Below are 23,212 nucleotides of genomic sequence, written 5' to 3'. Positions count from 1 at the left end.
ACATGGCATTTTCGTTATCGAAATATCTGTTTGACAGAAGGTGGCTTTTTGTCGCCTTGCTCATCATCTTAGTAGCGTGTCCGCTGTTCTTGTCTGATTTCAGATTGAACTTGTTAGGACGGTTTTTAGCGTTTGCGATTCTTGTTATCGGACTGGATCTCTTATGGGGCTATACGGGAGTGTTAAGCCTCGGGCACGGAATCTTCTTTGGTGTAGGCGCTTATATTATGGCGATTTATTTAAAGCTTGAAGCAACTTCCGGGGCGGTTCCTGATTTTATGATGTGGAACGGCATAACAGAACTTCCTTGGTTTTGGGCCATGTTTGAGAATCCTGTGATGGCCATATCCTTTGCGATCCTCCTCCCGATGCTGTTAGCTGGTACATTAGGCTTTTTTATTTTCCGTAATCGAATTAAGGATGTTTATTTTACGATTCTGACACAGGCCTTGGTCATTGTTACGGTTACATTGATTATTAGTAAACAAGAGTATACAGGCGGAACGAATGGAATTACAGGTTTTTCAACTGTCTTTGGTCAGTCCTTAATGGCTCCATCGACACAAAAATCGATTTACCTGATTACGGTTCTATGTTTAGGACTCATTTTCTTCTTGTGCTATCGCCTGGTTCATAGTCGTTTTGGTAAAACGTTAATTGCCATTCGTGATGGGGAAAACCGGCTTCGCTTCTCAGGCTATGATACCTCTTTGTTTAAAGTTTTTGTTTTCGCGCTCTCAGCTGGGATTGCAGGGTTAGCTGGTATGTTGTTTGTGCTTCAGGTTGGGATGATCTCACCAACCACGATTGGAATTGTCCCATCGATTGAGATGATTCTTTGGGTTGCCATTGGGGGAAGAGGAACATTAATTGGACCTGTATTCGGCGCCATTACTACAAACTTAGCGAAAACGTTCTTTAGTGAGAATTACCCTGACATTTGGCTGTTTTTCTTAGGTTCCATTTTTGTGATTGTTGTTTTATTTTTACCAGGTGGATTCATGAGCTTGTTTAAGAAATGGCGCTTCAAGAAAAAAGGAGGAATAATCGATGAAACGAAATCAATTGAGGAAGCAAAACGTCCTGCAGTGTAAAGATGTTGTCGTGAGTTTTGGTGGTTTTCGAGCGATTAATCACTTTTCCTTTTCCATTCCTAGGGGAGAACTTCACTTCTTAATTGGACCAAATGGCGCTGGTAAAACAACTTTTCTTGATGTGTTATGTGGAAAAACGAAAGCGTCAGAAGGTGAAGTGATCTTTCAGGAAGAGCATGATTTAACAACGTTAAAAGAGTTTGAAATTGTCCGAAAGGGAATTGGACGGAAGTTTCAGGCACCTTCTATTTTTCCTAACTTAACGGTTTATGAAAATCTTGAGATTGCTATGAAACAAGATAAACGTATTTGGTCGATTCTCCTTGCAAAAACGACAGTTGAGCAGAAGCAGGACATAGAAGCGCAACTCGAGTTAATTGGGCTTTCCAATCTTAAAGATGTGCAAGCTCGAATTTTGTCTCATGGGCAAAAGCAGTGGCTTGAGATTGGGATGGTTATGATGCAGAAACCAGATCTGCTGTTACTAGATGAACCAATTGCGGGGATGACGGAAGAAGAGGAAGAGAAAACAGGAGAGCTTTTATTAAAATTAAAGCAAAAATGCACGATTATTGTCGTAGAACATGATATGGATTTTGTTCGGAAATTTGCAGAGAGAGTTACGGTCATGCATGAAGGAAGGTTGCTTTGTAATGGTTCGATGGCAGAGGTCCAAGCAAATGAACGCGTAATGGAAGTGTACTTAGGAAGAAAAGGAGGAGAAATGAATGCTGCAACTTCAACAGCTTGAAGTCGCTTATGACGAAAGTACAGTAATCCGAGATATTACAATGGAGATAAGGCCTGGGCAGATTGTTTGTTTGATGGGACGTAACGGAGTTGGTAAGACAACACTGATAAAATCCATTATGGGATTGTTAAAAGCGAAAAGTGGAACGATAACTTACTTAAAAGAAAATATGACCAATAAGACCCCAACTGTGCGAGCGCGAAAAGGGATTAGCTATGTTCCACAAGGGAGAGAGATCTTTCCGCAGCTCACTGTTTTTGAAAACATCATGCTTGGGTTAGAAGCGAGATCGAAATCAAGAAAAGAAGTAAGTGAAGTCATTTACGAATATTTTCCCGTTTTGAAAGAAATGAAAGATCGTCGAGGAGGAGATTTAAGTGGAGGGCAGCAACAACAATTAGCGATTGCTCGTGCTCTCGTTTCTGAACCCGATTGTCTCCTTTTAGATGAACCAACAGAAGGGATTCAGCCCAATATTGTTCAAGACATTCAGAATGTGATACGCGACATTAAGAAGCAAAATAAGAACATCTCGATTCTATTGGTAGAGCAAAGTTTTGACTTTGCCAAAAGTGTAGCTGATTATTTCTACATTATTGATAAAGGTCGGATTGTGTATGAGGGAGAAACGCTTGTAGAAGAAGAGGTCAGTCATTATTTAAGCGTGTAAGGTTGGGAAAAGGCTATCTTTTTATTGATAAAAAATCCAAACGGCATTACGGTCAATGCATCGTATTCGCTCCGGAAATATACTTCGCTTTGTGCGGGCAGCTGGTGAGCCTCCTCGTTTGGGTCTCACCTTTGCCCTTTGATTCTGCAGCAGTCTGCGTATATTCCTCCGCTAAGGTTGTCATCGTTCCTATTCTCAAAAAAACTGTTATGTCGCAGTCTCTTCATGTTTTCTCTCCTATGTAAACGAAAGCGCCCGTTAATTGAACAGGCAATGAAATAACCTTTGTAGTAATATACTAGTATTTACAAAAGGAGCCTCAGATGTTGTGAAATTAACATCTCTTTTATTATTTTTATTGCATCTATCTCTCTTTTTTGCTAATATCGTTTCATAGCTAACGATTTTGAAAATTAGAGGGGGAGTTATTATTCATTCATTTAACGAGGACGGAGAATTGCTTCCTGAAGAGAAAGATACGATGAATCTCTTAATGAAACTTCCACTTGAGTCATTGAACTTAGAGGCAATTGCTGTAGTCACAAACATATACCGCATTGCGCAAGGGTTGCGAAATAAAATGGAACGTGAAGTGTTATCAGAGTACGGTCTATCCTGGACATCTTTTTCGATCCTATATGATTTATGGATCGCGAAACAAGTAGAGACAAAAAAGTTAGCCCTTTCTGCTGGGGTTTCAAAAGCAACCGTTAGTAATATTACGAACACGTTGGAGCGAAAGGAATTATGCTATCGTAAAGTCGATCCTAGAGATCGACGAATTACGTACGTTACGATTACAGATAAAGGCAAGCAAGCCATGCAAGAGTTATATCCACGTTTTCATAAAGGGGAAACAGAGATTGTTTCTAGTTTAACGATTGTTGAACAAAAGAAAATATCGAACTTATTAAGGCAAGTTATTCGAGACAATCAGTTTTAAAAATCACATAATAAAAAGCGTAGATAGGAAACTGAGTAGTAATTACTTCCCTGTTTCAGAGAGTCGATGGGTGGTGTGAATCGACACATAGGTAATGCGAATTACAATCCTTGAGCTTTCTTTGCGACAAGCAAAGGCGGGCGAGCCGTTATTCGTTTGAGTGGAAGAATTAGATTCTTCAATAAGGGTGGTACCGCGTGCAAAACCACGTCCCTTTTTTAGGGATGTGGTTTTTTTGTATATTTTCATGGAGGGGAAAAAAGATGACTCAACAAAACGTAGAAGTAACAGATGAACAATTACAAGAAGTTAAAAGGCAAATGGAGCTTTACACTCAAGGTGTACAAGACATCATTCCAATCGAAGAACTCGAGCAAAAGATCATAAAGTCAGTAATAGAAAACCGTCCACTTAAAATTAAACTAGGACTAGATCCGTCAGCACCTGATGTCCACCTTGGCCATACCGTTGTTTTAAAAAAGTTGAGGCAGTTTCAAGAAAATGGCCATATTATTCAATTGTTAATCGGCGATTTCACAGGGAAAATTGGCGACCCTACAGGGAAATCTATTGCGAGAAAGCCTTTAACAGATGAGGAAGTTAAATACAATGCCAAAACGTACTTCGAACAGTTTGGAAAGATTGTTGATATGGAAAAAGTGGAACTGCATTATAACTCAAAGTGGTTGTCTGAACTAACATTTGAGGATGTGATCCAGTTAGCAGGGAAGATTACGGTAGCAAGGTTAATGGAAAGGGATGATTTTGAAGAACGGATTGCATTTGGTAAGCCAATCTCTCTTCACGAGTTTTTCTACCCATTGATGCAAGGTTATGATTCAGTTGTCCTAGATTGCGACATTGAGCTTGGTGGTACAGATCAGCATTTCAATGTGTTGATGGGTAGACATTTTCAAGAGAAGTTTGGAAAAGAAAAACAAGTAGCGATGCTAATGCCGTTATTGGAAGGGCTCGATGGGGTAGAAAAGATGTCGAAATCTAAGAAAAACTACATCGGGATTGATGAAAGACCAGAGGAGATGTACGGAAAAGCGATGTCTATCCCAGACCGGTTGATGAGTAAGTATTTTGAGTTAGTTACTGATCTTTCGGAGCAAGAAGTGAAAGCGATCGAAGGACAGTTAGCAACTGGCGAATTACATCCAAGAGATGCGAAAATGCATTTGGCGAAGACGATCGTAAAAATGTACCACGGGGTAGAGGCAGCAGAAAAAGCCGAACAACAATTTATCGCCGTTTTCCAGCATCGGGCAATACCTGATGAAATGCCGGTTGTGAAGTGGGAAGGTGAAGTTGAAATAGGAGTCATTGATCTTCTGTTAGAGTTGCAACTATTATCTTCAAAAGGTGAAGCCCGTCGAATGGTTGAAAACCAAGGGGTGAAAATCAATGGAGTTAAAGTAGAGAAGGTCACAATGACTGTTTCCATTACCGAGGGAATAATTGTGCAAGTTGGAAAACGTAAATTCGTAAAAATTATATGAAGCAAAGGGGTGTTTCAAAAGGTCTAATTTTGCTCTTTTGGAACTCCCCTTTTATGTATTCCTATGTGATATTTCTCCACAGGCAAAGTAACTAAATTCCGGAACTGTTTAGCGAATATAACTATAAACTCAGAATTATTTTGGAACTATTAACCAAAATAGGTTGTTAGATATTCTGACAATTCAGTAGAATTAGACTTTTTCGGGTGTTACTCTTAAAAACATAAGAGGCGAACAAAAAAAGAAAAGATGTGAAAATCGTCCGGTAATAAGGAGAATGTTTGAAAATCGTACAACAAGAACGAGATTAATAAACTGAATATTCTGTATTTGTTAAATGTGTGTTTTAGTAGAAATAATCTAAAGAGATGAGGGGAAGTTTATGCTATCGTCAAGTGTAGGGTATATGATTCTATTGATTTTTGGAGTGTTTTTTACCGCTGTTACTGTTTTGATTCAACGTAGACAAAAAGTAAAAATGACAGCGGAACAGTTTAGTACAGCTGGAAGAAATGTTGGTGTTGGCCTTGCGAGTGCTTCCATAATTGCGGCTTGGACATGGGCAGCAACGTTAATGATGTCTTCATCAACTGGTTATCAATATGGAATTAGTGGTCCTTTCTGGTATGCAGCAGGTGCAACGATTCAAATTCTGTTGTTCGCAATTGTCGCTATCCATTTAAAGCGAAAAGCACCACATGCACACACGTTTTTAGAATTTATTGGTCAACGTTTTGATAGAAAAAACCATAAGCTTATGCTCGTATTTGCTTTAATGACGAATATTATCGTAACTTCGATGGTTATTCTCGGTGGAGCGATTGCTTTAAATCAATTAACGGGAATGAACATTTTCATCGCAGCGTTTCTTATTCCATTAACGTTTACGATTTACACCATGATCGGTGGATTGAAGGCTTCGTTTATAGCGGATTATTTTAATACGGTGATGATCTTTGCAGTTCTGCTTATTTTCGCTATTGCCGTACATGTGAAGTTTGGCATTACCCCGATTTATGAAGGGTTGAGCGCAATGCCCGATACAGCTCAAATGCTTACAATGGCTTCAATTCCAGGTTTGTTGTTTGGAATGATTAATATAATCGGAAATTTCGGTACGGTGTTTGTCGATCAAGCATACTGGCAGCGTGCAATTGCTAGTACGAACAGTGCTGCTTCTAAAGCTTATATTTACGGTGGGATTGCTTGGTTTTCGATTCCATTTGCAGTCGCAATGATTTTAGGCGTAAGTGCTGCAGGGTTAGGTGTTTCTGTTTCATCACCGGATGCAATTGCTCCAGCGATGGCTGCTTATATCCTAGGCGATGTTGGTTCGATCTTGTTTTTAGCGATGTTATTCATGGCCGTTATGTCAACGGGGGCAGCCGAATTAACAGCTATTACAAACATTATTGTTACCGACATTTATCGTAAATCAATCAATCCGAAAGCAGATGGCAAAACGTTACTAAGTATGTCTCGCAAAGTTACATTGTGTTTTGGTTTAGGAATGGGTCTTTTATCCGTCTTGCTTTTCCATATAGGGATTGGGTTAGGCTTTGTATATATGGCGATGGGGATTTTCGTAAGTGGAGCAGTTATTCCAGTCACTTTAGGATTGATGTGGAAAAAAGCGACGAATACTGGAGCATTTTATGGTGCATTATGTGGGATGATCAGTGGCCTTATCGTTTGGAACTTGTCCGCTTTTCTCATGTACGGCGCAATCAACGTGGAAACGTTAGGTCAATTACACTCGATGTTATTCGGCAATGTTACCGTCTTCTTAGTAAGTGGAGTTATTTCAATTGGTCATGGTCTCATAGCATCGGAGGAATTTGACTTTGATTCACTAAAAGATAAGTTCAAAAGCTTTGATGAGTCAACTACAACAGTTGAAGGGACTGAAAAAGTATGGATGAAAAGCAGCTAATAAAAGATACAAAGTTATGTACTAGATGGGCAATCGGACTGTCACTCGTACTCGTTGTGATCTGGCCAGGAATTATGTTTACAACAGGTTATGTGTATAGCGAACAGTTTTTAACCGGATGGTTTTATTTATCTTTTGCTTGGTTAGTCGTTGCCGCTCTTTTCATTGTAACAAGACCGCTAATTGAATTTTACAAAGATGCTAAAGAAAAGCAGTAAGGTAAAGGAAGGAGGGCGCTCATATTGTGAGTGTCTTCTTTTTTATCATATGATGAAATTTGAGAAACGATGTATGGGCAAAACTAACAGCCGAATTCAAAAGTGGACTGGACATACTATAAGTGCAGCTTGATTTTGGTAACATGGAGGTGCTCTACAATGAAGAAAATATGGCTAAGTGGTTTAGCTGTAGGAATGCTGCTTGTTACTGGCTGTACTGACCCGAATCCACCGCAAGCGGGCAATCAAATACAAGCCCAAGGCGAGAGGACGGCTTATACAATGGGTGATTATGGCTTAGGAATGGGTCCGTTAGCAAAGACTAGCTATAATCGAAAACATGTCACGACGATTCAAGAAAGTGAGCTGAATCGAGGGACGAGTTATATTACCCCGCAAAGCTCGCGACGAACGTTAGAAAACGATCAACAGCTGATTCACCATATAATTGAAGATGAGCATGGGATGAAAGCTGGAATGGTTATTATTGCTGGTAGTCATGCTTTTGTTAATGTGACTCCACCGGCTGATTTAAATGAAGAAGACAAGAAGAAAGAGATGGGGAAAGTGAAGAGAGCCCTTCTTCAAGAAGTGCCTCGTTATCAAGTACATGTAAGGGAAGATAAGAATAACTAATAGGGTGGCGAAGACGCGATAAAGCCTTTTCCACATGGTAGCCTGATACGAGGAAGCTGACTCGTATCAGGCTTTTTTATAGGAAAGTGACGCAGGCTGTCGAATTATGTCCTGGGAAATGTTTAAGATTAGGAAATAGATACTGGCTTTTCGCACCTACTTCCGCCGCGCCACCTGCTGAATAGGATCCCATACACCGTTATAAGGAGGGGCATATGCTAAATCTAGGTCTTCAAGCTCGGATATCCGCATTCGGTGAAACAAAGCGGTTGCTAACACATCTATTCGCTTATCAACGCCTTCCTTGCCGATAATTTGACCACCTAGTAGTTGCTCTGTCTCAGCATGATAACTTAAGCGAATATCCAGTTTTTTCGGCTCGGGGTAATAGCCGGCGATATGAGGGATGCTAGCTTCAATCGTCTTATATGGATAACCAAGTTCCTCTATTTCTGCTTCAGACAAACCGGTTCTGCCGAGCGTGATTTCGAAAAATTTAATGACAGAAGTTCCAACAATTCCTTGGAAAGGCCGAGGCTTGCCAATCATTGAACATCCAGCTAAGCGTCCTTGTTTATTAGCATGTGTTCCAAGTGGAATGTAATCATCGCGCTCCTTTACCCGGTGATATTGGGTCGCACAATCTCCGGCTGCAAAAATGTTCTCAACGTTTGTCTTCATAAAAGCATCGACCTTAATCGCGCCATTTCCAGATAAATGAATGCCTGTTCCATCTAAGAAAGATGTGTTAGGGCGCACCCCGATTGCGATAACGACTAAGTCAGCATCAATTCGGCCTTTATCGGTTACAACTTCTGTTACACGCTCCTTGCCTGCAAATGCTTCTACCGATTCCTCAAAACGTAATTCGATTCCGTGCTTTTTCGCTTCTACATGTACATTCTCCGATAACTCTGGGTCAAAAATACCAGCAAGCCTTGGGTTACGCTCAATCATCGTCACCTTTTTCCCTAGCTGAGCGAAATTCTCAGCCATCTCGAGTCCGATGTACCCTCCACCTACAACAACTATACGTTCTGCGTCTTTTAAATCCTCAACTAGCGCCTTTGTATCTGGAATGGTTTTCACCGTGTGAATACCAGCTAACTCAACTCCATCCCATGGAGGGACGATCGGACTAGCGCCTGTTGCAATTAGCAATTTATCGTAATCGACGGAAAACCCATTGCCAGAGACCGTTTGTTTTTCGACATCTACGGCAGTTACCTCGTGGTTCACGCGGGCATCAATTCCGTATTTGCTACGAAATGTTTCGACATCACGGGCAATTAGTGAATCAAAAGAGTCAATGACTCCACCGACAACATAAGGGAGTCCGCACTGGGCATACGAATAGACCTCTCCCATTTCTAGAGTTGTCACTTTTGCCTTCTGGTCTGCACGAACAATTTGCATCGCAGCACTCATTCCGGCTGCGTCGCCACCAATAATCACATATCTCATATACCTCACTCCTTATACAGATACTTTACCCACTTTTGGAAATTTCAAAAGTTTGGATCGTACGTTTTTGGGAAGACTATAGTGTGACTCACATTGACCAGCATTCATTGGTATACTATAATTAGAATGTTATACACTGGAAATCTTAATGAGGTGAAAAGCCGTGTTAGACCGTTTACAATCATTAGAGGATCGTTATGATCGTCTGAACGAATTACTTAGTGACCCGGATGTTATAAATGATTCCAAGAGATTAAGAGAATACTCTAAAGAGCAATCAGACCTTCAGGAAACCGTCGAAACGTATCGTGAATACAAAGAAGCGGCGGAACAACATAAAGACGCAAAAGCGATGCTTGAAGAAAAGCTTGATGATGAAATGTATGCAATGGTAAAAGAAGAAATTGATGAATTGTCTACTCGTATTGAGGAGCTTGAAGCTCGCTTGAAAATTCTTCTCTTGCCGAAAGACCCGAATGATGACAAAAACGTTATCGTTGAAATTCGAGGAGCAGCTGGTGGCGATGAAGCACAGTTATTTGCGAGTGATCTTTATAAAATGTACAGCCGTTTTGCGGAAGCTCAAGGTTGGAAAGTTGATGTAATTGAGTCAACGGCAACAGAACTTGGTGGATTTAAAGAGATCATTTTCAGCGTGAATGGTGCAGGTGCTTATTCGAAGCTTAAGTATGAGAACGGTGCTCATCGTGTGCAACGTGTACCGACAACAGAGTCTGGTGGCCGTATTCATACATCAACAGCAACGGTAGCTGTTTTACCAGAAGCGGAAGAAGTTGAAGTGGAAATTCACGACAAAGACATTCGTGTTGATACGTTTGCTTCTAGTGGACCAGGTGGACAGAGTGTTAATACGACGATGTCAGCTGTTCGTTTAACGCACTTACCGACAGGGACGGTTGTATCATGTCAAGATGAGAAGTCGCAAATTAAGAACAAGGAAAAAGCGATGAAGGTTCTTCGTGCGCGTGTTTTTGATAAGATTAACCGCGAAGTTCAAGCGGAATATGATCAAAACCGTAAGCTGGCAGTTGGAACGGGTGACCGTTCTGAGCGTATTCGTACGTATAACTTCCCGCAAAGTCGTGTGACAGATCACCGCATCGGCTTAACTCTGCAAAAGCTCGAGCAAATTTTGCAAGGGAAGCTTGATGAAATCATTGATGCTCTCATCGTCGAAGAGCAAGCAGAAGCGATGCAAAGGGCAGAAGATTAAGTGATGAATAAAACAATACAAGAGGCCCTCAATTGGGCTTCTTCTTTTTTAGCAGAACGAGAACTTGAGCAGCCAGTAGCAGAGTGGTTGCTAAGACATTATTTACAAATGAGCCGAACGCAGTTATTGATGAGTTTGCGCGAGCCGCTAGCAGAAGACATCTTTCTAAGATTGAATGAAGATTTGAACCGGCATGCAAGTGGAATTCCAGTTCAACATATTATCGGGTATGAGGAGTTTTTTGGAAGACGGTTTGAAGTCAATGAACATGTCCTTATACCAAGACCGGAAACGGAAGAACTTGTTGTTCAGGTATTAGAACGAAAAAAAGCAATCTTTCATACTCGGCCGATCAAGTTAGTAGATGTTGGGACGGGAAGTGGCGCAATATCGATTACACTTGCCCTAGAGGATCCTACAATTGACGTACGTGCAATTGATATTTCTTCTGATGCGCTGACTGTTGCGAATCGAAATGGCAACAAGCTTGGTGCAAATGTGACGTTTACTCATGGTGATTTGTTGCAACCTTTGATAAAAGTCAAGCAGAAAGTAGACGTTGTCGTCTCGAATCCGCCTTATATTCCTTTAACAGATGCGAAAACATTAATGACGCATGTCCGCGATCATGAACCACACCTTGCTTTATTTGGGGGCGAAGATGGCCTTGATTTGTATCGTCGCTTTATGGAAGAGCTTCCTAAAGTGTTAAATGAAACAGGGATTGTTGCTTTTGAAGTAGGTGTCGGTCAAGCTGAAGTCGTGAGAAAGATGCTTGCAGATGTTTTTCCTAATGCAATAACAGAGATTAAAGTGGATATTAACGGGAAAGAGCGAATGGTATCTGCTTTTGGCAATATGACAGTGAGAGCGATTTAAAATAGAGCCGGTTCGAGCAAGCTTGCTCGAACCGGCATCAACATCGAAACGCCGAATCTATCATTGCTATGATTAATTTTTTAAAAAAGTTTATTTAATAGGTTTAAAGATTCACCGTCCTGTCCACAATGATTTTATGAAAGGGCGGTGCTATCAAATATGAAACCAAATGTTATTATATATCTATTATTCTCTTTATTTGTAGTGTTAATGAGCTGGGAGTCACAAAGTGCAGTTGCTGTTGCTTCGCTTCACCAAGAAGTGAGCCAAGAAGAGGCGATTCGCTTACGTATATTAGCGAATAGTGATTCGATTCGCGATCAAGCGTTAAAGCGTGATATTCGTGATCGTGTCAATGAAGCTATCACAGAAATGGTTGTCGATCTAAGAGATTTAGACGATGCGAAAGCAACGATTGAAGGAAATCTAGCAATGATAGAAGACATCGTCGAAAGTGAATTAGCGAAAATGGGTTTAACCCAAACTTATGAAGTAAGTTTCTCGGAAGTTCAATTTCCGACGAAGTTATATGGAAATATCGTTTATCCAGCAGGTTTGTATGATGCGGTGTTGATTACACTAGGTGAAGGAAAAGGAGAAAACTGGTGGTGTGTCCTATTTCCTCCGCTTTGTTTCTTAGATATGGCTAATGGTGAAGCGACAGATGAAGCAACATCGGTAAATGCTGCAGAGTCAGAGCAAACAGAATCAGAGGAAGACATTGAAGTGTCATTTTTCGTAGTTGAACTATTCTCTTCTATTATGGATCGTATCTTTTCATCAGAAAAGGCATAATTGGTACAAGCTCCACATACATATGAAGTAAGGAAATTGTGTGAAAGGGTGGAGCTTATGGGGATTGTTGTTCGAAAAGCGAAAACGAACGATATGTTAAAAATTCAACGACTGGTTGCAAAAGCAGGACTAAGAGATGAAGGAATAGAGCAATATATTAAGAGCTTTCTCGTTGTTGAAGATGAGAACCAAACTCTAATTGGAACGGTTGGCGTTGAGCAATATGAGACGGAAGGATTGCTCCGCTCACTCGTTTTAGATTCACCTATTTGGAATGCGAGCTTAAGTTTGGAATTCCTGCAGCTAACATTGAAATATGCAGAGGAACAAAATATGGAGACGGTCTATTTATGTGCAAAGGGGACTAATGCTTTGTTCCATCAACTTGGTTTCCGTGAGATGGACAAGAGTGATGTTCCGCATTCTATAAAAAGTTCTCCACATTTTCAAAGAAATGCTAAAGCGGATGTGAAGGTTTGGGCCTGTTCATTATTGGAATAGGTTGTTGATAACTGGATAAGTAACCAAAGTTATCTACAGGTTGTCCACGGTTGTGGACAACTTTTTTGTTGTCATAGATAAGAACATTGTCGAACAAAGGAAGTGTTTTTATGAGAGTTAAGGTGTAAACTACTGAAATAGTAGGGGATATGTCGATTTTTTACTCTTTTATTGACATCGTTTGACATCACTTGCAAAATGGAAGAGTTAGGAGCGATGAATCGTGAGTTATAAACAAACTGAATTTTGGATTGTGGATAAGTTTTGGGAGTATGAAAAACAAAGACAATTTATCAAGGATGCAGCCCTGTGGATAAAAAAAGGAGAGGTTGTTGCCTTCCCGACAGAAACGGTTTATGGTCTCGGGGCCAATGCGTTGGAGGAAGCTGCGGTAAAAAAGATTTTTGAAGCGAAGGGAAGGCCGAGTGATAACCCGCTAATCGTTCATATTGCAGATACTTCTCAATTAAGTGAGCTTGTTGAAGAAGTCCCACAGGTTGCCCAACAGTTGATTAAACATTTCTGGCCAGGTCCGTTAACGATTATCTTAAAAAAGAAACAATCAGTTGCAGAAAGTGTAACAGCTGGTCTTGACACAGTCGCGGTTCGTATGCCAAATCATCCTGTTGCTTTAGAGCTATTGAGGGATGCGGGTGTTCCTGTTGCTGCACCGAGTGCGAATCTTTCAGGAAAACCAAGTCCAACGAGTGGTGAGCATGTTTATCATGATTTGCAAGGGCGAATTGCTGCGATTTTGGATGGAGGACAAACAGGGGTAGGTTTGGAATCAACCGTACTCGATTGTACCAAGGACGTACCTGTCTTATATCGTCCTGGGGGAGCGACTATTACTGAAATTGAAGCTATTGTTGGACCGATTAAAGTCGATCCGTCTTTAATATCGAAAGAGGAAATCCCGATGTCTCCGGGTATGAAGTACACCCACTATTCTCCGAATGGCTCTTTTGTGTTAGTACAAGATCAAAAGAAGCTTGTTCGTCTACTTGCAGAGGCGAAGGCAAGTGGCAAACGTACAGGGGTCTTAACGACAGAAGAGAACAGAGATAAGTATGAAGCTGACGTTGTGGTTAGCTGTGGAAAAAGAGATGATCTTAGATCGGTTGCGAATCATTTGTATGAGAGTTTACGTAAGTTTGATTTAGAGGAAGCGGAAATTATTTTTTCAGAAACATTTCCAAATGAAGAATTAGGGATTGCAATTATGAATCGGCTTGAAAAAGCCGCAGGTGGCCAGATTTTATAAAAGTGATCATCGGGCGTTTCAAAAAGTCTATTTTCGACTCTTTGAGACGCCTTGTTAATTAGGCTGTCTATTTTCTTTTGGACGTGCATACATTGGAGTAGCATGTTCTTAGGAGTGGTAGGCGATGAGCGAGTTAGTGACACTTTTTTTAATGGCAAGTGCATTAGGAATGGATGCTTTTTCCGTCGCATTAGGGATGGGAATGCTAGGATTAAGACTAAGACAAATCTTTCATATAGGTGTAACAATCGGGTTATTTCACATTGTCATGCCGCTCTTTGGGATGTTAACAGGGAAGCTTTTATCGAATTACTTTGGCATGATTGCTACTTATATTGGAGGTGGCCTTCTGTTAATCATTGGCTTACAAATGGTGTGGGCTTCTTTTCAATCAGAAGAGGAAAGTTCATTAGAGCTGATTGGTTTTGGCTTAATTTTATTTGCGGTTGGAGTTAGCCTTGATAGCTTTTCTGCAGGGCTTAGCTTTGGGATTTTAGGGGCAAAGACCGCGCTGACTGTGTTAATGATTGGCTTTATGAGCATGGTCTTATCGTGGGTTGGCTTGCTAATTGGGGCTAGGTTTCAGAAATACATTGGGTCGTACGGAGAATTACTAGGTGGATGTATTCTCATTGGCTTTGGCTTGAAGTTGATTTTCTAAGTATTGCTTTGTACCGTTTTGAAAGTCAATATGATAAGATAAATTTGTAAAAAAGAGAAGGTAAATAAGGAAAGTGTTGGTTAGATGAATAATAGGAATAGGCGTTGTTTATTTGAACAGCTCGTATGTTTTTTTAAAAGGAAGGACGTGTGAATGATATGACGAACATTCTGTTTGTATGTACGGGGAATACGTGCAGAAGTCCAATGGCAGAAGCTCTTTTACGTTCGCGTGCAGGCGAAGAGATTGAGGTGAAGTCTGCAGGGGTACAAGCTTTTCCAAACAGTCCTGCTTCAGAAGGGACGCTAGCTGTCTTAGCCGAAAAAGGAATTGATACGGCAGAGGAACATCGTGCGCAGCATGTAACAGAAGAGTTACTTGAGTGGGCAGATCTCATTTTAACGATGACACATTCTCATAAACAAATGCTACAAACATTTTACCCTCATGTAAGCGACTATTTGTTCACGTTAAAAGAATTCGTTGATCCAGATGTGGGCCACTTTGACATTGCTGATCCGATTGGCGGACCAATCGAAGCATACAGACAAACAGCAGTAGAAATTGAAGAGAGCTTAACGCGGCTGACGAAGAAGCTTAAGGAAGAATCGTAGAAGAGGTGTAGAGATGGCAGGGGGACAGCCAAGCTATAAAAGCAGCATTCGGAAAAAGTTAGTCATTGGTGTTAGTGGACTAGCTGTTGTGACATTTGGTTTTAGTGCTATTTTTATCTTTTTTTTAGCGGACTTTCTACAAGGAATGTTTGGGTTAACAAGCAATGGAATCATTGCATTTACTTTACTAAAAGGTGTTTTCTGGAGTGGGGTATTAGGCTATCTAGCGGCTCCTTTCATATCTAAACCTTTGCATGAGTTAGAACAAGCGGCAAGAAGAGCAGCTGATGGTGATTTGAGAGAAGAGGTAATCGTTTCAAAGTCGGATGATGAAATTCGTGCACTCGGGTTGGCTTACAACGAAATGCTTTCAAGCTTGCGCGCAATGGTCAAAGACATTGATGATAACTTCGAGCGGACGAATCAAAAGGTAGAAGAACTAAGCGGAGCCTCGGAACTTGCTGCAACGAAAGCGAACCAAATTGAAGCAACAATGGATGAAATTGCTCTAGGTGCAGAAAATACAGCTAGTGCTATTCAAACGACAGCAGAATCAATGGAAGAAGTTACAGAGCTTGCAACGCAAGTCCAAGACCGAGCAAATGAATCAAAGGTTTCTTCACAAGGAATGGTGCAAACACTAAAGGAAAGCCGCATGGTTGTTGATTCATTGGTGGAAGGAATTAAAAAGCTTGCAAGTGATAATGAACAGTCGCTCTTAGCTGTTGAGCGTTTAAAGAAACAAGCAAGCGAAGTTGGCGAGATCACTTCGCTTGTCGGAGATATTGCACGGCAGACGAATTTGCTAGCCTTGAATGCTTCAATTGAAGCAGCGCGAGCTGGAGAGCATGGCAAAGGTTTTGCGGTTGTAGCCAATGAAGTTCGGAAATTAGCTGACGAAAGCTCAACAGCAGTAAAAGGCATCTCCGGCCTGATTCATAACATTCAAATAGAAGTCGAAAATGCCACATTGCAAATTGATGGTCAAGTGAAGACAGCTATGAAACAATCAGAACAAGGTACGCAAGCTACACAAGCGATTGGGGAAGTGGAAAGATCCGTTCACGAAGTTGCTGACTATATCACAGATATCTCATCAATGGTCGACCGCCAAATGAACTTGATGAAAGACACAACAAGCCAATCACAAGAAGTAGCAGCCATCGCCGAACAAACATCAGCAGGATCAACTGAAATCTCAGCAATGACCGAGCAACAAGGCAACACACTCAAAGACATCCAACACCTAACCCGATCCCTATCGAACCAAGCAAAAAGCTTAAAAGAAACGATAGGGAGATTTGAGAGATAACAAGAAAAAAGGTCGAACTTTACCTTTTTTCTTGTTATCTCGAAGCGACGAGCGAAGCCACTGCATCTTTTAAGCCATTTAGGAGTGCCCTTCTCCTAAAAGGCGCGCAGTGAGCGAAGCCGTCGCCACGGGTCCAAGTCATCGAATCATTATCTCGAGAAAATTTTCTTACTATAATAGTAAGTGCGAATCAAATACATAAACGAAATTTAAGGAGGGTCTACAGTGAAAGTAGCAATTGCTTCAGATCATGGTGGAATCAATATTAGGGAAGAAATCAAAAAGTTAATGGATGAGCTGCAAATTCCGTATGAGGATTTTGGTTGTGAATGTAGTACATCGGTGGATTACCCTGACTATGCTGTACCAGTAGCTGAAAAAGTAGCTAGCGGGGAATTTGATCGTGGCATTTTAATTTGTGGAACAGGTATTGGAATGTCAATTGCAGCTAATAAAGTAAAAGGAATTCGTTGTGCATTGGCACATGATACATTTAGTGCAAAAGCAACGCGCGAACATAATGATACAAATGTATTAGCGATGGGAGAAAGAGTAATTGGTGCTGGGCTAGCTCGTGAAATAGCGCGAATTTGGCTAGAAACAGAATTTGAAGGTGGACGTCACGCGAATCGTGTGAATAAGATTACAAGTTACGAAGCGTAAAAGGAGGCAAAGGGATGGATTTGCCAATTAAAACGATTCAAGAGCAACTTAATCAATTGCTCGATGATTTAGATGCAGCCTATCCACTCACAGAGGATACGTTACTCGTTATTGGGACAAGCACGAGTGAGGTAGCAGGTCATCACATTGGAACAAATGGCTCGAATGAAATTGCTGAAGCGATCTACCAAGTGCTTGCGAAGAAGAAAGAGAAAACAGGTATGAAATTAGCATTTCAATGCTGCGAACATTTAAATCGTGCATTGGTTGTCGAAAAGGAAACGGCACGAAATGATCGTGCGGAAGTGGTTGCGGCAGTTCCTATTCGAAAAGCGGGTGGTGCGATGGCGGCCTACGCTTATCGAAAAATGAACAATCCTGTCTTAGTGGAAGCGATTCAAGCTGATGTAGGGATAGATATTGGCAACACCTTAATTGGGATGCATTTGAAAAAGGTCGCGGTACCTTTACGCAGTGAAGTAAAAAAGCTTGGAGAGGCACATGTGACTTTAGCTTTTACCCGTCCGAAGCTAATCGGCGGCATGCGTGCTGTTTATGAAAAATTGCAAGAACATGAATAAAAAATATTTTTTTTGAAAAATTGTACGGAAATGAAAGTGCAATTGTGTTAAGATAAAAGCGAATTGAATGTTGTGTTGTATAAAATCCGAAAGATATAGTTTGGAAGGGGAATAGAGATGAATCAAGAAACGTTACAAAAACAAGATGCAAAAGTATTTGAAGCGGTGCAGCAAGAATTAGGTCGTCAACGTGATAAAATTGAGCTAATTGCTTCTGAAAACTTTGTTAGTGCAGCAGTAATGGAAGCGCAAGGATCTGTACTTACAAATAAATATGCAGAAGGTTATCCTGGTCGCCGTTATTATGGCGGTTGTGAGTATGTTGATATTGTTGAGGATTTAGCTCGTGATCGTGCGAAAGAAATCTTCGGAGCAGAGCATGTCAATGTTCAGCCGCACTCTGGTGCACAAGCAAACATGGCTGTATACTTCACGATCTTAGAGCCGGGTGATACAGTTCTTGGTATGAACCTTTCGCACGGTGGACATTTAACACACGGAAGTCCTGTTAACTTTAGTGGTGTTCTTTATAATTTCGTAGAGTATGGTGTTGATAAAGAAACACAATACATTGACTATGATGTCGTTCGTGAATTGGCGAAAGAGCATAAGCCGAAGTTAATCGTTGCTGGTGCAAGTGCATATCCTCGTCAAATCGACTTTGCGAAATTCCGTGAAATTGCTGACGAAGTAGGCGCGTACTTAATGGTTGATATGGCACATATTGCTGGTCTAGTTGCAACTGGTTTACATCCAAACCCAGTTCCACATGCGCACTTTGTGACGACAACTACTCATAAAACACTTCGTGGACCTCGTGGCGGAATGATTTTATGTAATGAAGAATTCGCAAAGAAAATTGATAAATCAATTTTCCCTGGAGTTCAAGGTGGTCCATTAATGCACGTTATTGCTGCAAAAGCTGTATCTTTCGGAGAAGCATTGACTCCTGAGTTTAAAACATATGGTCAAGCAATCATTGACAATGCAAAACGTCTAGGTGAGAAATTAGTAGCAGAAGGAATCAATTTAGTATCAGGTGGAACAGATAACCACTTGCTTCTTCTGGACCTACGTTCGCTTAACCTTACTGGTAAAGTAGCAGAAAAAGCGCTTGATGAAGTAGGAATTACAACAAATAAAAATACAATTCCATTTGATCCAGAAAGTCCATTTGTTACGAGCGGTATTCGTATCGGAACGGCAGCTGTTACGTCGCGCGGTCTTGATGGTGAAGCAATGGATGAAATTGGGGCTCTTATTGCGTTAACATTGAAAAATGTTGATAATGAAGAGAAATTAGAAGAGGCACGCACGCGTGTTGCTGAACTAACGAAGAAATTCCCAATGTACACACATCTATAAGATTGTGAGGCTGAACCTTAAAAAGGTTCAGCCTCTTTACATGGAAAAGGGTAACGAAGCTGTCGGTGCTTATCGAACTATGGCGAAAAGGTATAATCATACTACTATAAAGAGTTATCAAAATATTATAAATTAAAGAAATAAGGCACTTATTCTCAGTATAGCTTGAAGAGGCTTGGCTTTTTTTGTAGAATTTTGAAGGAGATATTAGATCGTTTAAAAGGAGCTAAAAAGCTAATGAGTAAAGTTTTCGTGTTTGATCACCCTCTAATTCAGCATAAACTGACGTATATCCGAGATAAGGAAACTGGAACGAAAGAATTTCGCGAGCTTGTAGATGAAGTTGCTGGCTTAATGGCTTTCGAAATTACACGTGATTTGCCGTTACAAGATGTTACGGTTGAAACACCTGTAGCTACGGCGCAAGCAAAGACAATTGCAGGTAAAAAGCTAGGACTAGTTCCGATTTTACGTGCAGGTCTTGGAATGGTTGATGGGATTCTTCGCATGATTCCAGCAGCTAAAGTCGGACATGTTGGTTTATATCGTGACCCTGAAACTCTTCAACCAGTAGAGTACTACGTAAAGCTTCCAACAGATGTAGAAGAAAGAGAATTCATTGTGATTGATCCGATGTTAGCGACAGGTGGATCTGCTGTAGAAGCGATTAATAGTTTGAAAAAGCGTGGAGCCAAAACAATGAAGCTTATGTGTTTAGTTGCTGCTCCTGAAGGGGTTCAAGTTGTACAAGAAGCACACCCAGATGTAGACATTTATTTAGCGGCAATGGACGAGAAGCTAAATGACCATGGGTACATCGTTCCTGGTCTAGGAGATGCGGGAGACCGTTTATTTGGAACAAAATAATTACTTATTTAAAAGAGGCTGTTGATCAGTCTCTTTTTTTGTTGAGCAAACACAGCTGTCCCTCTCACATACATGTTTCTCCACTTTTTGTACATACTATCAACATATGCAAACAGGCAGGGAGATGGTAAGGATGAGAAGCGTTATGGCGTGTTTATTAGCAATGTTAGTAGTATGCAACATCAATGTGAATGTGAGTCTGGCTGCCACTTTCCCTGAAATCCCGGCCTTGAAAGAGCTGGATCAGTCAGATGAAAAAGTCGTTGTGATTGTGACAGCAACTGGTGAAGTCGAGGAGGCCGTAGCAGCAGTCTCTCAAGCACTTCCGCAGAGTGAGGTTCGGAAAATGTTTAAAAGGACATTGAATGGCTTCTCTATTGAATTAATGGAAAGTGAAGTTGAACTGCTGAAAGCCTTAAATGAAATCGAACGAGTCGATGAAATTGTTGAATATAGTGCGAATTTAGATAGTAGTGTTCCGTTTGTAGGGGGAGATCATGTAAGAGGAATGGTGGATCCAAAGGGGTCAAACTAACAGGAAAGGGAATAAAGGTTGCGGTAATTGATACAGGCATTGACTATCACCATCCTGATTTAAAAGCGAACTATAAAGGTGGGTATGATGTAGTTGATTATGACCGCGATCCAATGGAGACGGTTGCTACGCAAGGACCGCCGACGTTACATGGAACCCATGTTGCAGGAATTATTGCTGCAAACGGACAAGTAAAAGGAATTGCCCCGGATGCAGATATTTATGCGTATCGTGCACTAGGGCCTGGAGGGCAAGGTACGACTGAGCAAGTTATTGAAGCGATTGAAAAGGCAATTGATGATGAGGTTGATGTTCTTAATCTCTCACTAGGCAACACGGTAAATGGACCTGATTGGCCGACAAGTGTTGCGCTTGATAAAGCAGTAGAAGAAGGAATCGTTGCGGTAACTTCAAATGGGAATAGTGGACCGAATATGTGGACGGTTGGTTCACCTGGTACATCAACAAAAGCCATTTCAGTTGGAGCCTCAGCTCCCCCGCTCAAAACACCTTATGTTACCGTGCCGGGACAAGATAAAGAGATAACGCTCTATCCGATAGGTGGTACGCTGCCTTGGACGATAAAAAGGGACTATGAGATTGTCGATGCAGGTTATGGATTGGAAGAAGAGTGGAAAGATCTAGACGTTCAAAATAAAATAGTCTTGATTAAACGGGGGATGATTTCTTTTTCTGAGAAAGCAAAAGCTGCACAAAAGGGAGGGCCAAAGCTGTATTAATCTACAATAATTTACCGGGTTCCTTTGTTGGGGCGGTAGAACAAGGCGTGGAACTTCCGGTTGTCAGCATTTCAAAGGAAGATGGAGAGTGGCTGCTGGAGCAAATAGAGGAACATAAAGATTTCCAACATGTACGAACGATATATCGCCATGAAGAAGATTTTATTGCGCCATTTAGTTCGAGAGGTCCTGTTACGCAAACTTGGGAAGTGAAGCCTGATTTAGTGGCTCCTGGAGTGGCAATTGATAGTACGGTGCCAAAAGGCTATCTTGCGTTAAATGGTACAAGTATGGCGGCGCCCCATGTAGCTGGTGCAGCAGCACTTGTGAAACAAGCTCATCCAGATTGGACACCAGACCAAATTAAAGCAGCGCTTATGAATACGGCAAAGCAACTAGTGAAAAGTGATGGTGAGCCGTATTACCCATATGAGCAAGGAGCGGGAAGACTGCAAGTTGATAAAGCGGTTGAAGCGACAACGCTTGCTTATCCTGGAGCATTAACATTTGGAAAGTATACAAAGGATGATCCGAGAGAAAAAAGAACGGTAACATTCACAATTGAGAATCATGACGATGTTGCCAGAACGTATCATGTAAAACCACCTTTTGAAGCACCGGATGGTTTGCAGTGGGAAGTGCCATTTTCAACGACCATTAAACCAGGGGAAAAAAGAGACGTTAAAGTAAATCTTGATTTATTTCCGCAAGTGCTCGCGGAGGGCACTCATCATGGCGAAATTATAATTGAAGGTGGCAAGGAGCCAATTCTTGTTCCGTATGTATTCTTTATAGAGGAACCTGACTATCCAAGAGCGATGGCGTTTAATTTTGGGCCGGGAGACCAGCCAGATCAATATCGTTATGAATTGTATTTACCTGGTGGCGCAGAAGAGATGGGAATTGCGCTTTATGACGCAGACACTTTCCAGTTTGTCAAGTTTTTAGACGTCAAGAAAAACGTCGGACGAGGCATGGTTGGGCAAGTTTGGGACAAGTTGGACGTGCCAGATGGGACCTATAAAGCTCTGATCTATGCAAGGAAAGATGGCAAGGAAGATACGCTTGAATCCACGATAATAGTAGGGCCTCAAGTTTTAGATGAACGGCTTCATGATGATTAAAAGGTCAGACCTCTTCTGTTTCAGAGGAGAGGTCTGACCAATTTTGTGAGCTTTTTTGACAGATATGTGAACACGTGAAATGAAGGGCGGAATTAATGACAAATCGCATTGACACAGGGTTTTCACTATTGTACGATTACTAAGGATATAATGATAAGGGTTACATATATGGCAAAAAAAGATTGAAAGTTTCGAATGGAAAGCTCAGGCGACAATCGTTGTGAGGGGGAACGCTTTCATGACAGATGGCAAGCGTAATCCATGGCGTGCTATGGTGCTCGTTTCTATCATTTCTTCCTATATTGTTGGAGGGACAGTCGGTGGAGTTTTTATTGGCTTATGGCTTGGGGATCAATTTGGTGCAAAGCCGTTTTTCTTAATTTTATGTTTGTTGTTGGGACTTGGTACAGGGTTCTACGGTGTATTTAAAGCAATTGAACCTTTTATAGGAGACGGTAAGAAAAAATGATGTCACTCGAAGCAAGAATGAAGCGATATACCATAATAGTCTCTATCCTCATAGTGCTCTTTATGATTGGGTTTTGGGTTAGCACTTATAAATCGATTTTCCTCGGTCTTACAATAGGGCTCCTTTTAAGCTTTCTAGGCCTGTCAACGGTCTTCAGAAAAGCCCAATATGTGGGAGCTGTTGCCACTGGTATCAAAAAGTACAAGCTATTTAGTTACTTTATTTCCACATTTGGTGTCTTAATCCGGATCGGGTTGGCGATATTGTGTGTATGGTTAGCACTCTCATTTCCAGAACGACTCCACTTATTCGCGGTCATTACAGGGTTCGCCCTGATTTATGTCATTATAATGACAGATATACTTATTGAATCTGGTAGAAAGAGGTGAAAATA

The 23,212-nt window shown here is 41.2% G+C and carries 26 protein-coding genes and 1 other annotated feature; of the genes, 25 read left to right on the top strand and 1 reads right to left on the bottom strand.

All coding sequences use genetic code 11. From position 1 onward, the window contains the following. Positions 1-2: 2 nt before the first annotated feature. The 8 genes from urtC to BkAM31D_RS22525 all read left to right on the top strand — a co-directional run bounded on the left by urtC (position 3) and on the right by BkAM31D_RS22525 (position 7,750). On the top strand, positions 3-1,094 hold the full coding sequence (urtC, locus tag BkAM31D_RS22560) for an urea ABC transporter permease subunit UrtC (protein ID WP_066154944.1): 1,092 nt from the start codon (positions 3-5) through the stop codon (positions 1,092-1,094). After that, on the top strand, positions 1,051-1,845 hold the full coding sequence (urtD, locus tag BkAM31D_RS22555) for an urea ABC transporter ATP-binding protein UrtD (RefSeq protein ID WP_066154943.1): 795 nt from the start codon (positions 1,051-1,053) through the stop codon (positions 1,843-1,845). The genes urtC and urtD overlap by 44 nt, the downstream gene beginning before the upstream one ends. After that, positions 1,823-2,515, top strand: coding sequence for an urea ABC transporter ATP-binding subunit UrtE (gene urtE, locus BkAM31D_RS22550; protein ID WP_066154940.1), 693 nt, complete (start codon positions 1,823-1,825; stop codon positions 2,513-2,515). The genes urtD and urtE overlap by 23 nt, the downstream gene beginning before the upstream one ends. A gap of 481 nt (positions 2,516-2,996) precedes the next feature. Next, positions 2,997-3,458: a MarR family transcriptional regulator gene (locus BkAM31D_RS22545; RefSeq protein ID WP_066155339.1), complete on the top strand. Its 462-nt coding sequence runs from the start codon at positions 2,997-2,999 to the stop codon at positions 3,456-3,458. Between the two features lie 11 nt (positions 3,459-3,469). After that, positions 3,470-3,676, top strand: a binding site (T-box leader). 45 nt (positions 3,677-3,721) lie between these two features. Then, positions 3,722-4,963 carry a tyrosine--tRNA ligase gene (gene tyrS / locus BkAM31D_RS22540; RefSeq protein WP_066154937.1) on the top strand — a complete coding sequence of 414 codons (1,242 nt, stop codon included), beginning with the start codon at positions 3,722-3,724 and terminating at the stop codon, positions 4,961-4,963. Between the two features lie 382 nt (positions 4,964-5,345). Further along, positions 5,346-6,896: a sodium:solute symporter family protein gene (locus BkAM31D_RS22535; RefSeq protein WP_066154935.1), complete on the top strand. Its 1,551-nt coding sequence runs from the start codon at positions 5,346-5,348 to the stop codon at positions 6,894-6,896. Continuing rightward, the gene (locus BkAM31D_RS22530) at positions 6,878-7,114 is read left to right on the top strand and encodes a hypothetical protein (RefSeq protein ID WP_066154931.1); all 237 of its coding nucleotides are present in this window, start codon (positions 6,878-6,880) and stop codon (positions 7,112-7,114) included. Before BkAM31D_RS22535 ends, BkAM31D_RS22530 begins: the two co-directional genes overlap by 19 nt. Positions 7,115-7,273: 159 nt before the next feature. Beyond that, a complete protein-coding gene (locus tag BkAM31D_RS22525; protein WP_066154929.1) occupies positions 7,274-7,750 on the top strand; it encodes a hypothetical protein in 477 nt (158 codons plus the stop codon). 156 nt (positions 7,751-7,906) lie between these two features. On the opposite strand, the gene BkAM31D_RS22520 is transcribed toward BkAM31D_RS22525, so the two are convergent. Then, positions 7,907-9,214, bottom strand: coding sequence for an FAD-dependent oxidoreductase (locus tag BkAM31D_RS22520; protein ID WP_066154927.1), 1,308 nt, complete (start codon positions 9,212-9,214; stop codon positions 7,907-7,909). Between the two features lie 163 nt (positions 9,215-9,377). On the opposite strand from BkAM31D_RS22520, the gene prfA reads away from it, so the two are divergent. The 17 genes from prfA to BkAM31D_RS24935 all read left to right on the top strand — a co-directional run bounded on the left by prfA (position 9,378) and on the right by BkAM31D_RS24935 (position 23,207). Continuing rightward, positions 9,378-10,448, top strand: coding sequence for a peptide chain release factor 1 (gene prfA, locus BkAM31D_RS22515; protein ID WP_066154925.1), 1,071 nt, complete (start codon positions 9,378-9,380; stop codon positions 10,446-10,448). Positions 10,449-10,451: 3 nt separating this feature from the next. After that, the gene (prmC, locus tag BkAM31D_RS22510) at positions 10,452-11,327 is read left to right on the top strand and encodes a peptide chain release factor N(5)-glutamine methyltransferase (protein ID WP_066154922.1); all 876 of its coding nucleotides are present in this window, start codon (positions 10,452-10,454) and stop codon (positions 11,325-11,327) included. Between the two features lie 159 nt (positions 11,328-11,486). Continuing rightward, positions 11,487-12,122 carry a stage II sporulation protein R gene (gene spoIIR, locus BkAM31D_RS22505; protein WP_066154919.1) on the top strand — a complete coding sequence of 212 codons (636 nt, stop codon included), beginning with the start codon at positions 11,487-11,489 and terminating at the stop codon, positions 12,120-12,122. A gap of 57 nt (positions 12,123-12,179) precedes the next feature. After that, positions 12,180-12,623 carry a GNAT family protein gene (locus BkAM31D_RS22500; protein ID WP_066154916.1) on the top strand — a complete coding sequence of 148 codons (444 nt, stop codon included), beginning with the start codon at positions 12,180-12,182 and terminating at the stop codon, positions 12,621-12,623. Positions 12,624-12,846: 223 nt separating this feature from the next. Continuing rightward, on the top strand, positions 12,847-13,887 hold the full coding sequence (locus tag BkAM31D_RS22495; RefSeq protein WP_066154913.1) for an L-threonylcarbamoyladenylate synthase: 1,041 nt from the start codon (positions 12,847-12,849) through the stop codon (positions 13,885-13,887). 124 nt (positions 13,888-14,011) lie between these two features. Continuing rightward, positions 14,012-14,548: a manganese efflux pump MntP gene (locus tag BkAM31D_RS22490; protein WP_066154910.1), complete on the top strand. Its 537-nt coding sequence runs from the start codon at positions 14,012-14,014 to the stop codon at positions 14,546-14,548. Positions 14,549-14,706: 158 nt separating this feature from the next. Then, a complete protein-coding gene (locus tag BkAM31D_RS22485; RefSeq protein WP_066155336.1) occupies positions 14,707-15,162 on the top strand; it encodes a low molecular weight protein arginine phosphatase in 456 nt (151 codons plus the stop codon). A gap of 13 nt (positions 15,163-15,175) precedes the next feature. Then, complete coding sequence (locus BkAM31D_RS22480; protein ID WP_066154907.1) at positions 15,176-16,474, top strand: methyl-accepting chemotaxis protein; 1,299 nt, start codon at positions 15,176-15,178, stop codon at positions 16,472-16,474. Between the two features lie 225 nt (positions 16,475-16,699). Continuing rightward, entirely contained in the window at positions 16,700-17,137 is a 438-nt protein-coding gene (gene rpiB / locus BkAM31D_RS22475) for a ribose 5-phosphate isomerase B (RefSeq protein WP_066154904.1), read from the top strand. Positions 17,138-17,151: 14 nt separating this feature from the next. Beyond that, positions 17,152-17,718, top strand: a complete 567-nt coding sequence (locus BkAM31D_RS22470; protein ID WP_157076822.1) for a TIGR01440 family protein — start codon at positions 17,152-17,154, stop codon at positions 17,716-17,718. A 117-nt stretch (positions 17,719-17,835) separates the two neighbouring features. Continuing rightward, the gene (glyA, locus tag BkAM31D_RS22465) at positions 17,836-19,083 is read left to right on the top strand and encodes a serine hydroxymethyltransferase (RefSeq protein ID WP_066154902.1); all 1,248 of its coding nucleotides are present in this window, start codon (positions 17,836-17,838) and stop codon (positions 19,081-19,083) included. 237 nt (positions 19,084-19,320) lie between these two features. Further along, complete coding sequence (gene upp / locus BkAM31D_RS22460) at positions 19,321-19,950, top strand: uracil phosphoribosyltransferase (RefSeq protein WP_066155331.1); 630 nt, start codon at positions 19,321-19,323, stop codon at positions 19,948-19,950. Positions 19,951-20,095: 145 nt separating this feature from the next. After that, a complete protein-coding gene (locus tag BkAM31D_RS23840; protein WP_157108305.1) occupies positions 20,096-20,485 on the top strand; it encodes a hypothetical protein in 390 nt (129 codons plus the stop codon). Between the two features lie 11 nt (positions 20,486-20,496). Then, positions 20,497-21,225, top strand: a complete 729-nt coding sequence (locus tag BkAM31D_RS23835; protein ID WP_157108304.1) for a S8 family serine peptidase — start codon at positions 20,497-20,499, stop codon at positions 21,223-21,225. A gap of 47 nt (positions 21,226-21,272) precedes the next feature. Next, positions 21,273-22,349, top strand: coding sequence for a S8 family serine peptidase (locus BkAM31D_RS24765; protein WP_306807424.1), 1,077 nt, complete (start codon positions 21,273-21,275; stop codon positions 22,347-22,349). Positions 22,350-22,587: 238 nt separating this feature from the next. Continuing rightward, on the top strand, positions 22,588-22,818 hold the full coding sequence (locus tag BkAM31D_RS22450) for an AtpZ/AtpI family protein (protein ID WP_066154896.1): 231 nt from the start codon (positions 22,588-22,590) through the stop codon (positions 22,816-22,818). After that, positions 22,815-23,207, top strand: coding sequence for an ATP synthase subunit I (locus tag BkAM31D_RS24935; RefSeq protein WP_066154893.1), 393 nt, complete (start codon positions 22,815-22,817; stop codon positions 23,205-23,207). The genes BkAM31D_RS22450 and BkAM31D_RS24935 overlap by 4 nt, the downstream gene beginning before the upstream one ends. Positions 23,208-23,212 lie beyond the last annotated feature (5 nt).

It is taken from the genome of Halalkalibacter krulwichiae, from assembly GCF_002109385.1.
Taxonomy (GTDB): domain Bacteria; phylum Bacillota; class Bacilli; order Bacillales; family Bacillaceae_D; genus Halalkalibacter; species Halalkalibacter krulwichiae.
Note: the sequence above shows the minus strand (reverse complement) of the source record. Positions and strands in the feature narration are given on the sequence as shown.